Here is an 11,959-nt window from a genome sequence, read left to right on the forward strand (position 1 = left end):
GACGCCCATCACGCAAGTTGCACCAAATTCGTTCGATTGTCCCCGGCGGCCCCCCGGTCGTGACCAATGAGTTGCAATATCCGCACCATTGGTTCCAGCAGGCTGGGCCGCCTCAGTCGTCCCCTTGGCCAAGCGCACGGAGATACCGTGCTTTGTGTCAAAAAATCGGTCCCGAGGAAAGGCGGTAGGCGCGTCCGGGTTCCCCGCGCGAGGAAGTTTACGGTATTATAGTAAGCAAGAATGGCCAAGCCAAGTGTCTCACCGGTTCGTCACTTTACGGCCTCAAGTGGCTGGCTATACCGGCCGGACGTGTGGTTTGGCCATGTTCTCCCTCAATTTCTTCGAACCTTCGCCCGGCTAGAACCACCCAAAACAGCAATAGGTTTCGTTGGGGAACTCCGATAAAGAGCGGGCGTTTCCGGCAGGCTGTTAACACTAGAAAGAAAAGTTGTGCTGCAAGGTATCGTCGTCGCGATCGTCAGGGCTTGTACCCGGTTTGCCACCCTTGTTGTGATCGCGGGGCTCCTGCTCTCGATTGCGGCGGGCTACTATGCGGCGCATCACTTCGCGATCAACACCGACATCAATTCGCTGATCGCCCAGAATCTGGACTGGCGGAAGCGCGACCAGCAGTTCGCCCGCGAGTTCGATCGCGACGCCACGATTCTGGCTGTCGTCGAGGGGGCAACCCCGGAGCTCACCAACTCGGCCGCCAATGCGCTGTTTGCCAAGCTCAAGGACGACAGGACCAATTTCGAGTCGATGCAGCAGCTCGGCAGCGGCGAGTTCTTCGAGAAGAACGGCCTCCTGTTCCTGCCGACCGAAGAGGTCGGCAAGATCACCAGCCAGTTCGAATCCGCAGCGCCCCTGATCGAGATCATGGCGGGCGATCCGTCGATCCGCGGCCTCACCGGCGCGCTGGAGACGGGCCTTGCCGGCGTCAAGCGCGGCCAGGTCAAGCTCGACAACACCGAGCGTCCCTTCAACCTGATTTCCGAGACGGTCGAGACCGTGCTGAAGAAGGGCAACGCGACCTTCTCCTGGCGCGAGCTCGTCAGCGACAAGCCGCTCGAGCCGTCCGACAAGCGCGCCTTCATCGAGTTCAAGCCGATCCTCGACTACAACGCGCTGGAGCCCGGAAAGGGCGCAACCGACGCGATCCGGAAAGCGGCGGCCGATCTCGATTTTGCCGGCAAGTACCAGGCGCGCGTGCGCCTCACCGGACCGGTTCCGATCGCCAACGAGGAATACGCCACGGTCCAGGAGGGCGCCGTCGTCAACGGTATCGGCACCGTCGTCGTCGTGCTGCTGATCCTGTGGCTGGCGCTGCATTCCTCGAAAATCATCTTCGCGGTGTTCGTCAATCTGTTCGTCGGACTTGCGCTCACCACTGCGGCCGGCCTCATCATGGTCGGTTCGTTCAATCTGCTGTCGATCGCGTTCGCGGTGCTGTTCGTCGGTCTCGGCGTCGATTTCGGCATCCAGTACAGCGTTCGCTATCGCTCGGAACGCTACAAGCACGACGATCTCACGGGCGCACTGGTGCTTGCGGCCAAGCGCTCGGCGGTGCCGCTGTCGCTGGCGGCGATGGCAACCGCGGCCGGCTTCCTCTGCTTCCTGCCGACCGACTACAAGGGTATCTCCGAGCTCGGCCAGATCGCCGGTGTCGGCATGCTTGTCGCGTTCCTCTCGAGCATCACCGTGCTGCCGGCGCTGTTGAAGCTGCTCAACCCGCCCGGCGAAAAGGAGCCGGTCGGCTACGCCTTCCTGGCGCCGCTCGACCACTTCCTGGAGAAGCATCGCGTGCTCGTCGTGGGCGGCACGCTGCTGCTGGCCGTCGCCGGCCTGCCGCTGCTCTACTTCCTGAAGTTCGACTTCAACCCGATGAACCTGCGCAATCCGAATGCGGAGTCGATCGCGACCTTCCTCGATTTGCGCAAGGATCCCAACACCGGCGCCAACGCGATCGACGTGATGGTCAACACCGAGGACCAGGCCAGGCAGGTCGAGGCCAGACTCGAGAAGCTGCCGGAAGTCTTGCGGGTGATGTCGCTCAACACGTTCGTGCCGCCGGACCAGGCGCCCAAGTTGAAGTTGATCGCGCAGGGTGCCAAGGTGCTCAACCCCGCGCTCAATCCCGATCAGATCGATGCGGAGCCGACCGACCAGGAAAATGTCGAGGCCCTGAAGTCGTCGGTCGAAAATTTGCGCCGGACTGCCGGCGAGGAGAAGGGGCCGGGTGCGGTGGCCTCGCGGCGGCTCGCCGAGGCGCTGCAAAAGCTCGCCGAGTCCGACGAGGCGACCCGCGTCAAGGCGCAGGCCGTGTTCGTCGCGCCGATGAAGGTCGTGTTCGACCAGTTGCGGAATGCGATGCAGGCCGGGCCGGTGACGCTGGACACGCTGCCGCCCGACCTCGTTGCGGGCTGGAAGAGCAAGGACGGCATCATCCGCGTCGAGGCACTGCCGCGCGGCGACCCCAACGACAACGACACCTTGCGCAAATTTGCCGCTGCCGTGCTTGCCGCCGAGCCGACCGCGATCGGCGGGCCGGTGTCGATCCTGAAGTCCGGCGACACCGTGGTGAAGGCGTTCATCCATGCCGGCATCTACGCGCTGCTGGTGATCGGCCTCTTGCTGTGGATCACGCTGCGGCGGATCGTCGACGTGCTGATGACGCTGGTGCCGCTTCTGGTTGCAGGCGCGGTCACGCTCGAGATCTGCGTGCTGATCGGGCTGCCGCTCAACTTCGCCAACATCGTCGCGTTCCCGCTGCTGCTCGGCGTCGGCGTCGCCTTCAAGATCTACTATGTCGTGGCCTGGCGTTCCGGCAGGACGAACCTGCTGCAAACCAGCCTGACACGGGCGATCTTTTTCAGTGCGCTGACGACGGCGACCGCGTTCGGCAGCCTGTGGCTGTCGAGCCATCCCGGCACGTCGAGCATGGGCAAGCTGCTTGCGCTGTCGCTCGTGACCACGCTTGCGGCGGTGCTACTGTTTCAGCCGGCCCTCATGGGCAAACCCCGCAATCTCCGGGAGTAGGCAGATGTCGCCGACGGTGTCGGCGGCAGCGCTCTTCTGGCCCGGCTTCGCGGCGACTGCGCCGGTGCTCTTTGGAGCGCCGGCAGCGGGTGGCGTTGCGGGCGCAGCCGTCTTGGGCGCAGCGCCGGTTGTCTTCGGCGCGCCCTTGGCCATGCTGTTGGCGGGGCTCGAGGGGATCGGCGGGGCGACCCGGGTCCAGGTCTCGCCGCCGCAGAGGAAGCCGAGCACGCAGCCCTTGATCTCCATCTGATCGGTGCCGACGGGCGTGATGGTCGAGGAGTAGAGCTGTCCGTCCTGGGCGTTATAGACTTGGCCTTCCCATTGATCGACGCCGGCCTTCTTCTTCATGTCGATCAGGATCGCCATGCCCAGGCTTGGCCTGCTCCGTTTCGAGACATCCGGATTGTGCTCGTCGCGGCCACCGGGCGTCTTTTCCCAGGACACCGCGCCCCACATGCTGCCGTAGCATTGCGCCACGCGAATGTTGGCGACGCCGTCGGCGACCCGCCAGTCGCCGGTGGGATCGGCGGCGAGAACCGGTGTCAGGCTGGTGTAACCACAAGCTAGTACTATTCCGGAGAAAAGGGATAAACGCATGATAGTTCCTCGGCAGTGCAACATGGGCTAAAGCTGTGCTTGCGAAGATGGTCCGAAAAAGGGCAAAAGGCCGCAACCATCGTTTTCTGTTGACGAAACAGCCATCAATCGAAGTATGTAGCGGATGCACGATCTAAATCCAGACATGGCACAGCTCTTTGCTGACCGCCAGGCGCAGCGTAGCTCCCTGCATAACCGCTACCTGAACGAGCAGTTCGTTCGGGTTCTCAAGACCATCGGATATGACGTCGGCTTCCAGAAGGGTCAGGGGCAGTACCTCTATGACCGCGACGGCGCGCGCTATCTCGACCTGCTCTCCGGCTTCGGCGTGTTCGCGATCGGGCGCAATCATCCGGTCATGCGCGAGGCGCTCAAGAGCGTGCTCGATGCCGATCTGCCAAATCTCGTCCAGTTCGACGTCTCCACGCTCGCCGGCGTGCTCGCCGAGCGGCTGCTGAAATATGTGCCGTATCTCGACAAGGTGTTCTTTGCGAACTCCGGCGCGGAGACGGTTGAGGCCGCCATCAAGTTTGCACGCGGCGCCACCGGTCGTCCCGGCATCGTCTATTGCGCGCATGGCTATCACGGCCTGACCTATGGCGCGCTGTCGCTGACCGGCGATTCGAATTTCCGCACCGGCTTCGAGCCGCTGCTGCCGGGCTGCACCTCGATCCCGTTCAACGATCTTGCCGCGCTGGAGAAGGCGCTGTCCTCGCGCGAGGTTGCGGCGTTCGTCGTCGAGCCGATCCAGGGCAAGGGCGTCAACATGCCCACCGACGAATTCCTGCCGGGCGCGGCCGCGCTCTGCAAGAAGTACGGCACGCTGTTCGTCGCCGACGAGATCCAGACCGGCATGGGCCGCACCGGCCGCTTCCTCGCGGTCGAGCACTGGAATGTCGAACCCGACATGGTGCTGCTGTCGAAGTCTCTCTCGGGCGGCCATGTCCCGGTCGGCGCGCTGCTGACCCGCAAGGCGATCTTCGACAAGATCTTCAACCAGATGGATCGCGCCGTCGTGCACGGCTCGACCTTCTCCAAGAACGATCTCGCGATGGCCGCCGGCATCGCGACGCTCGACGTGATGGAATCCGAGAAGCTGATCGAGTCCGCCGCCAAGCGCGGCGCCGAGCTGCGGCTTGCGCTGACGCGCATGGTGCCGGGCTACGAGCTGATGAAGGAAGTCCGCGGCAAGGGCCTGATGATCGGCGTCGAGTTCGGCCCGCCAAAGTCGTTGCGGCTCAAGGCGTCTTGGAACGTGCTCGAGACCGCCAACAAAGGCCTGTTCTGCCAGCTCATCACGGTGCCACTGTTCAAGGACCACAAGATCCTGACCCAGGTCGCGGGCCACGGCAGCCATACCATCAAGCTGTTGCCGCCGCTCACCATCACCGAGGAAGACTGCAACTGGATCGAGAAGGCGTTCGACGACGTCATCGCCGGCAGTCACAAGGTCCCCGGTGCGATCTGGTCGCTCGGCAAGACCTTGGTCGACAACGCGGTGCGGCGGTCGGCGTAAGCGAGCCGATGCCGTAGCCCGGATGAGCGAAGCGAAATCCGGGATTCTTGAAACCGGCGATGCCAATCCCGGATTGCGCTGCGCTCCATCCGGGCTACGAGACTGTCATCCGCTCGGCAGGTGGCACACAGCCTCGATGTTATGGCCATCGGGATCCAGCACGAACGCACCGTAATAGTTGGCATGGTAGTGCGGGCGCAGACCCGGCTGCCCGTGATCCGTTCCGCCAGCCGCCAGTGCGGCCGCATGGAACGCGTCCACCGTCGCCCGGTCCGGGCAGGCAAAGGCGACGTGAGCGCCGGTCTGCGACTTGTCTCGCGTCCCGATCCAGAAGAACGCTTTTCTGCCGACGCCATAGCCCGCAAACGTCGCGCCTTCGGCATAGAGCCGCGCGATGCCGAGCGGACGCAGCGCCCGGTCGTAGAAGGTTTTTGATCGCTCCACGTCGCTGACGCCAAGCGTCACGTGGTCAAGCATGTCCGGCTCCTCATGCATTTTGTTCGAGCCGAGGATGACATATCGCGGAGCAGCGGTCAGCTTTTGTAGCCCGGATGGAGCGCAGCGCAATCCGGGATTCTCAAAGCGGGCGAGATCGGCCCCGGATTGCGCTGCGCTCCATCCGGGCTACGAGCCCGTCACCCCTCCAAATTCGCCTTCATCGCCGTCTCGAACTTGTCCGTGAACTCTGCGAGCTCGTCGGCGCCGAGATCGCTGACGGCCCAGAAATTCAGGCCGCGATTGGTCCAGTGCCGGCAGTTGAAACCCTGCATCGTTTCCGTCTTCGGCGGACGAAGTGCGGTGTTGGCGGTCTGCGCCACGAACAGATTGATCACGTGCTGCCGGCGCCGGTAGACCACGGCGCCGAGCGCGCGGGCATCGATGTAGTCGAGCCGGCCGCCGACCAGCGTAAAGCCCTGCGCGGTGAGGTCAATGACGGGCGGGGCGACATCGAGCCTGCCGTTGAACCACGGTTTTACGGTGTGCTGATCGGTCGAGATCACGTCGGTGAGGTGGCCGGCCTGGAGCGAGCGCAGATGCGCCGAGACCATTTCCGACAGGATGCGCTGCTGGTCGTCCTGGCGCAGCACGACGGCAAGCAGGCCGGTAGCGGCAAGTGCCGAAACCGCCGATCCCATGGCGAAACCGCGCAGCACGGCGCGGCGGTTTGGACGCTCGGCCCGCGGCAGCGAGGCCTCGATGCGCGCGCGCAGCTGCGAGGGCGCGGTGTAGCGCAGATTGGTGTCGGCCAACACGCGCTTCATGTCGCGGTAGGCGGCAAGATCGGCTGCGCAAGCCACGCAGGTCGCGACATGGGCCTCGACCTCGCGCGCGTGGCCGGCATCGAGCTCGCCGTCGATCAGCGCGTGAAGCAGGATCTTTGCTTCGTCGCAGGTCATTTCGATTGCTCCTCTTCCGCCGTCCAGGCCGCGCGCAGCATGGCGCGGGCCCGGGCGAGGCGGGACATCACGGTGCCGACGGGTGCACCGACGGCATCGGCGATTTCGCGATAGGACAGATTGTTGATTTCCCGCAGCACAAAGGTTTCCTTGAATGGCTCGGCCAGCGCGTCGATGAGTTTTCGGATCGCCGTCGCATCGCGGCGACGCAGCATCTCCGTTTCAGGGCCGGCCTCGCTCTCGCGCCATAACGGAGTTTGCTCGGCGGCCTCAGGCGCGTCGTCGATTGCCGACGGCCTGTTGGCGCGACGCGCGTATTCGGCGTTGCAGACATTGCGGAGGATCGCGAACAGCCACGGCTTGATCGCGTCGCCGCGAAACGTGTCAAAGTGCCTGAGCGCGCGCAGATAGCATTCCTGCACGGCGTCCTCGGCATCGGAGGCGTCGCGGAGCAGATAGCGCGCCAGCGTATAGACGTCGTCGAGATACGGCAGCGCCGCCTCGCGGAAGCGACGTGCCTTGTCCGGATCGTCGCTCGTCGGGGACATCGCCGCTCGCTTTGTCGTGGTGCCAACCGTTGAAGACGTGCGTGCCCGGCCGGGGGCGAGCCACCGGCCGGGCAGGGTTGTGATGCCTTGGTTCGAGCCGCTACTCAACCTTGATCATCCCCGTCATGTGCGGGTGCAGCGAACAAAAATATTTGTAGTCGCCGGCCGTCGTGAAGGTGAACGAGAACTTGTCGTCGGTGTCGAGCGTCTTGGAGCGGAACTTGCCTGCCGAGACGATGGTATGGGGGATGTCGTCCCGGTTGGTCCAGGTCACTGTCGTGCCGACCTTCACCTTGAGCTCGGCGGGGGCGAAGACAAAATTGTCGATATGCACCTCCGTGTCGTTGTCGGCACGGGAAGTGGTGACCGGGAGCAGCATGGCCGCAGCCACAACGAGACCGAAGTCGCGGCGATTGATCTTTGTCATGTGCAAATTCCCGTTCAGCCCTGCAGCGGCGTGTCGATGATCGCGAGCCGCTGGTCGCCCTGCTTGAAATTGATGCTGGCGACGCCGAGCATGGCGCGGAGTCTTGTGTCCTCGACCTTCATCGGGCCGGGTGAGGGGGCCGATCCCGGTGCCGGCTGCGGGAATGCGGTCGAGCGCGCGGTGTGGAAGGTCACGTTGCCCTCGACCTTCTGCATCACCTGGTGGATGTGGCCGTTCAGCACGGTAACCGAGCCAAAGCCTTTGACGAATTCGAGCGCACGTGCGCCGTCCTCGGTGCCCCAGCCCCATTGCGGATAGACGGTCCAGAGCGGGATGTGCGCGAACAGCACGACCGGCGTCGACTTCGACTTGCCGCGGAGATCGTCTTCCAGCCAGGCGAGCTGTTCGGCGCCGAGATTGCCGAGGCCGCCGCCCTTGAGGTCGACGACGTTGACGAGGCCGACGAAATGCACGCCGCCGGCATCGAACGAATACCAGCCATGGCCCTTGGTGCCGCGGCCATAGCGTTCGCGATAGAGCTTCACGTCCTCGTCGATGAAATCATGCTCGCCGGGCACGTAATGCACGTCGAGCTTGGTCTGCGAGATGATGCGCTCGGCATTGTCGAACTCGGCGGCTTTCGACAGATGGGTGATGTCGCCGGTGTGGATCATGAAGGACGGCTTTTCCGGCATCGCGTTGATCTTGTTGACCGCTTCTTCCAGCGTGCCGAGCGCGTTCGGATTGGCCGGCTTGTCAAAACCGACATGGCTGTCGCTGATCTGGAGGAAGGTCATGCCGGGCGCGGTCGCGGCCTGCGCGGAATCGATGATGCCGAGCGAGCGCGGCACGCCGCCTGTGATGGTCCAGAGCACGCCGGTGCCGGCCCAGGTCATGCATTCCAGCACCTTGCGGCGGCTCAGGCCGTCTTCGCCGTGATCGTGATCATGTCCGCTCATACCGCTTCTCCTCTGGCCCTGATTGGGCTTCGGAGGAGGTGATCGGGGGAGGGGCGGTCTTATTCCCGGCTGGGATGACGATTTCGTGAGAATCGTAGCCCGGATGGAGCGAAGCGAAATCCGGGACAGGTTCCTCGTTTCGAGGTGCAGTCCACGACCTTCTGTTTCCACAAGCTCAACGTCATCCTGAGGTGAGCGCTCTTGCGCGCCTCGAAGGATGGGCCGCAGGCGCCCGTGGCCCATCCTTCGAGGCTTCACCTTGCGATGCAAAGTGCATCGCAAGGCTCGCACCTCAGGATGACGGTTGAGCTGCGGTTAGGCGCGATAGTCAACGTGCGGTGTGGAATGCGGGATCAGCTCCGTCCCCGGATTGCGCTTCGCTCCTTCCGGGCTACGCCTTCTACTTCGCGTCCTGCAAGATCATCGTCGCGCCCTTCTCGGCGATCATCGCGGTCGGCGTATTGGTATTGCCCGACGTGATGGTCGGCATGATCGAGGCGTCGACGATGCGCAGGCCGCCGAGGCCGTAGAAGCGCAGGCGCTCGTCGACGACGGCCATGGGGTCATTCACGGCGCCCATCTTCGCGGTGCCGACGGGATGGAAGATGGTGGTGCCGATATCGCCGGCGGCTTTTGCGAGCGAGGCATCATCGTCGCCGACGGAGGGGCCGGGCAGATATTCGCTGGGGCGATATTTTGCCAGTGCCTGCTGCTGCATCAGGCGGCGCGTGGTGCGGATCGCGTCGGCGGCGACTTGGCGGTCATCATCGGTGGAGAGATAGTTCGGTGCGATGATCGGCTTCTCGTCAGGCGTTGTCGAGCGCAGGCGCACCGTGCCACGCGAGGTCGGCTGCAAATTGCAGGCGCTGACCGTGATCGCGGGGAAGCGATGCAGGGGATCGCCGAACTTATCGAGCGACAGCGGCTGCACGTGGAACTGGATGTTGGCGCGCGCCCGCGTCGTGTCGGAGCGGGTGAAGATGCCGAGCTGCGACGGCGCCATGGTGAGGGGACCGCGGCGGCGGAAGGCGTAGTCGAGACCCATCAACCCGCGGCGGAACAGATTGTAATAGGTCTCGTTCAGCGTGCGCACGCCCTCGACCTTGTAGATCGCGCGTTGCTGGAGATGGTCCTGCAAGTTTCGCCCGATGCCGGGTTTGTCCATCACGAGGTCGATGCCGAGCTGGGTGAGCCATTCGGCGGGGCCGATGCCGGAGCGATGCAGCACCTGGATCGAGCCGATCGCACCCGCCGACAGGATCACCTCGCCCTTGGTGCGGGCCTCGATGGTTTCGCCGCCCTGCTTGAAGCGCACGCCGACGGCGCGGCCCTGCTCGATGATGAGGCGATCGACCAGCACGTTCTTTTCGAGCCGCAGGTTTTGCCGGTTGAGCACAGGCTTGAGAAAACCGCGCGCCGACGACCAGCGCCGGCCGCGCTTCTGGTTGACGTGAAAATAGCTCGTGCCTTCATTGTCGCCGGTGTTGAAATCGGGAATGCGCTTGATGCCCATCTCCTCGGCGGCATCGCCGACGGCGTCGAGCACGGTCCAGGACAGCCGCGGCGCCTCGATGCGCCAGCCGCCGCCGACGCCGTGATGCTCGGTGGCCCCGAGGAAATGATCCTCCAACCGCTTGAACACCGGCAGCACATCGTCATAGCCCCAGCCGGTCATGCCGAGCTGGCGCCAATGGTCGTAGTCGGCGGCCTGGCCGCGCATCGAGATCATGGCATTGATCGCTGAACAGCCGCCGATCACCTTGCCGCGGGGATAGGCGAGTGAACGGCCGTTCAAGCCGGGCTCGGCCTCGGTCTTGAACATCCAGTCCGAGCGCGGATTGCCGATCGCGAAGAGGTAGCCGACGGGGATATGGAACCAGATCCAGTTGTCGTCGCCGCCGGCCTCCAGGACCAGCACGCGCTTGGTCGGATCGGCCGACAGCCGGTTGGCGAGGATGCAGCCGGCGGTGCCGGCTCCGACCACGATGTAATCAAACTCGCCTTCGAGCCGCTTCGGCATTCGTCCACCCCGGTCATCCCAGCACTTTCCGTCCTATTAGTCAGACGCTGATAGTCGGGACAAGCCCGGCCATGTCCAGAGGACAGAGCTACCCCCGATCCGTGGCCGTTAGGTGGACTGCTGCTTGCATGTTAGACAATCCCGATCATCCAACCTGAGCTTGAGAGCCCCATGCCCATCGTGAACCGCGTCGCCGACCTTCAACCCGATATCCAGGCCTGGCGGCGGGACATCCATCAGCACCCCGAACTGCTCTACGACGTCCACCGCACCGCAGCATTCGTGGCTGACAGGCTGCGCGAGTTTGGCTGCGACCAGGTGGTGACCGGGCTCGGCCAGACCGGCGTGGTCGGCGTGATCAAGGGCAAGCAGCCGGCCGGCGGCGATCTCAAGGTGATCGGCTTGCGCGCCGACATGGACGCCTTGCCGGTCGAGGAACAGACCAATTTGCCTTACGCGTCCAAGACGCCGGGCAAGATGCACGCCTGCGGCCATGACGGCCACACCGCGATGCTCTTGGGTGCCGCGCGCTATCTCGCCGAGACCCGCAATTTCGCCGGCGATGCCGTCGTGATCTTCCAGCCCGCCGAGGAGGGCGGCGCGGGAGGCGCGGCCATGGTCAAGGATGGCCTGATGGAGCGCTTTGGCATCGACCAGGTCTACGGCATGCACAATGGTCCGGGCATCCCGATCGGCGCCTTCGCGATCCGGCAGGGTCCGATCATGGCGGCGACCGACGAGGTCGACATCCACATCGAGGGCCTCGGCGGCCACGCCGCGCGTCCGCACAAATGCGTCGATTCCGTCATGGTCGGCGCGCAGCTCATCACGGCGCTGCAATCGATCGTCGCGCGCAGCGTCGATCCCTTGGAATCCGCCGTCATCTCGATCTGCGAATTCCACGCCGGCAACGCCCGCAACGTCATTCCGCAGACCGCGGAATTGAAGGGCACGATCCGCACGCTGACACCTGAGGTGCGCGCGCTGGTGGAGAAGCGTGTGCGCGAAGTCGTCGCGGGTGTGGCGCAGATCACTGGTGCAAAAATCGACCTGCACTACAAGCGCAACTATCCCGTGGTCGTCAATCACGCCGCCCAGACCGATGTGGCGCGCAGCGTCGCGAAGCAGGTCGCTGGAGACGCCAACGTGCACGAGATGCCGCCGCTGATGGGTGGCGAGGACTTTGCCTACATGCTGGAAGCGCGCCCCGGCGCCTTTATCTTCTGCGGCAATGGCGACAGCGCGGGCCTGCATCACCCCGCCTATAATTTCAACGACGAGGCGATCGTCTACGGCACGTCCTACTGGATCAAGCTGGTCGAGACGTCGCTGGCGGCGTCGTAAAGGCTCTGTCTTGACCTCGCCCCGCTTGCGGGGAGAGGTCGATCGCGAAGCGATCGGGTGAGGGGGACTCTCCGCGAGTCAAACTCTTACCGTCCTTGCGGAGACTCCCCCT

General features: G+C 64.2%; 10 protein-coding genes. 3 read left to right on the forward strand and 7 right to left on the reverse strand.

Features of this window, described 5'->3' with window-relative positions; translation table 11 throughout:
• The first annotated feature begins 450 nt into the window (after positions 1 to 450).
• Complete coding sequence (locus C2U70_RS14940; protein ID WP_140979050.1) at positions 451 to 3,039, forward strand: MMPL family transporter; 2,589 nt, start codon at positions 451 to 453, stop codon at positions 3,037 to 3,039.
• On the opposite strand, the gene C2U70_RS14945 is transcribed toward C2U70_RS14940, so the two are convergent.
• Positions 2,989 to 3,636, reverse strand: a complete 648-nt coding sequence (locus tag C2U70_RS14945; RefSeq protein WP_186294268.1) for a DUF2147 domain-containing protein — start codon at positions 3,634 to 3,636, stop codon at positions 2,989 to 2,991. The two genes, C2U70_RS14940 and C2U70_RS14945, sit on opposite strands and share 51 nt — an antisense overlap.
• A gap of 124 nt (positions 3,637 to 3,760) precedes the next feature.
• Between C2U70_RS14945 and hpnO the strand changes: the two genes are divergently transcribed.
• Positions 3,761 to 5,152: an aminobacteriohopanetriol synthase HpnO gene (gene hpnO / locus C2U70_RS14950; RefSeq protein ID WP_140979054.1), complete on the forward strand. Its 1,392-nt coding sequence runs from the start codon at positions 3,761 to 3,763 to the stop codon at positions 5,150 to 5,152.
• Positions 5,153 to 5,257: 105 nt separating this feature from the next.
• Here hpnO and C2U70_RS14955 read toward each other — a convergent pair whose 3' ends face one another.
• The 6 genes from C2U70_RS14955 to C2U70_RS14980 all read right to left on the reverse strand — a co-directional run bounded on the left by C2U70_RS14955 (position 5,258) and on the right by C2U70_RS14980 (position 10,503).
• The gene (locus C2U70_RS14955; protein ID WP_140979056.1) at positions 5,258 to 5,629 is read right to left on the reverse strand and encodes a VOC family protein; all 372 of its coding nucleotides are present in this window, start codon (positions 5,627 to 5,629) and stop codon (positions 5,258 to 5,260) included.
• Positions 5,630 to 5,787: 158 nt separating this feature from the next.
• Entirely contained in the window at positions 5,788 to 6,549 is a 762-nt protein-coding gene (locus C2U70_RS14960; protein WP_140979058.1) for an anti-sigma factor family protein, read from the reverse strand.
• Positions 6,546 to 7,097 carry a sigma-70 family RNA polymerase sigma factor gene (locus tag C2U70_RS14965; RefSeq protein WP_140979060.1) on the reverse strand — a complete coding sequence of 184 codons (552 nt, stop codon included), beginning with the start codon at positions 7,095 to 7,097 and terminating at the stop codon, positions 6,546 to 6,548. The genes C2U70_RS14960 and C2U70_RS14965 overlap by 4 nt, the downstream gene beginning before the upstream one ends.
• Before the next feature lie 100 nt (positions 7,098 to 7,197).
• On the reverse strand, positions 7,198 to 7,524 hold the full coding sequence (locus C2U70_RS14970; RefSeq protein ID WP_140979062.1) for a cupredoxin domain-containing protein: 327 nt from the start codon (positions 7,522 to 7,524) through the stop codon (positions 7,198 to 7,200).
• A 14-nt stretch (positions 7,525 to 7,538) separates the two neighbouring features.
• Complete coding sequence (locus tag C2U70_RS14975) at positions 7,539 to 8,483, reverse strand: metallophosphoesterase family protein (protein ID WP_140979064.1); 945 nt, start codon at positions 8,481 to 8,483, stop codon at positions 7,539 to 7,541.
• 400 nt (positions 8,484 to 8,883) lie between these two features.
• Entirely contained in the window at positions 8,884 to 10,503 is a 1,620-nt protein-coding gene (locus tag C2U70_RS14980; protein ID WP_140979066.1) for a GMC family oxidoreductase, read from the reverse strand.
• A 171-nt stretch (positions 10,504 to 10,674) separates the two neighbouring features.
• On the opposite strand from C2U70_RS14980, the gene C2U70_RS14985 reads away from it, so the two are divergent.
• Positions 10,675 to 11,847, forward strand: a complete 1,173-nt coding sequence (locus C2U70_RS14985) for a M20 aminoacylase family protein (protein ID WP_140979068.1) — start codon at positions 10,675 to 10,677, stop codon at positions 11,845 to 11,847.
• The last annotated feature ends 112 nt before the right edge of the window (positions 11,848 to 11,959 follow it).

This window comes from Bradyrhizobium guangdongense, assembly GCF_006483445.1.
GTDB classification, from domain to species: domain Bacteria; phylum Pseudomonadota; class Alphaproteobacteria; order Rhizobiales; family Xanthobacteraceae; genus Bradyrhizobium; species Bradyrhizobium guangdongense_A.

Bases quoted from the DNA above. Each gene is read 5' to 3' on its own strand.
- C2U70_RS14965 (WP_140979060.1), bottom strand. From the start codon at position 7,097: ATGTCCCCGACGAGCGACGATCCGGACAAGGCACGTCGCTTCCGCGAG.
- C2U70_RS14970 (WP_140979062.1), bottom strand. From the start codon at position 7,524: ATGACAAAGATCAATCGCCGCGACTTCGGTCTCGTTGTGGCTGCGGCC.
- hpnO (WP_140979054.1), top strand. From the start codon at position 3,761: ATGCACGATCTAAATCCAGACATGGCACAGCTCTTTGCTGACCGCCAG.
- C2U70_RS14945 (WP_186294268.1), bottom strand. From the start codon at position 3,636: ATGCGTTTATCCCTTTTCTCCGGAATAGTACTAGCTTGTGGTTACACC.
- C2U70_RS14980 (WP_140979066.1), bottom strand. From the start codon at position 10,503: ATGCCGAAGCGGCTCGAAGGCGAGTTTGATTACATCGTGGTCGGAGCC.
- C2U70_RS14955 (WP_140979056.1), bottom strand. From the start codon at position 5,629: ATGCTTGACCACGTGACGCTTGGCGTCAGCGACGTGGAGCGATCAAAA.
- C2U70_RS14960 (WP_140979058.1), bottom strand. From the start codon at position 6,549: ATGACCTGCGACGAAGCAAAGATCCTGCTTCACGCGCTGATCGACGGC.
- C2U70_RS14975 (WP_140979064.1), bottom strand. From the start codon at position 8,483: ATGAGCGGACATGATCACGATCACGGCGAAGACGGCCTGAGCCGCCGC.
- C2U70_RS14985 (WP_140979068.1), top strand. From the start codon at position 10,675: ATGCCCATCGTGAACCGCGTCGCCGACCTTCAACCCGATATCCAGGCC.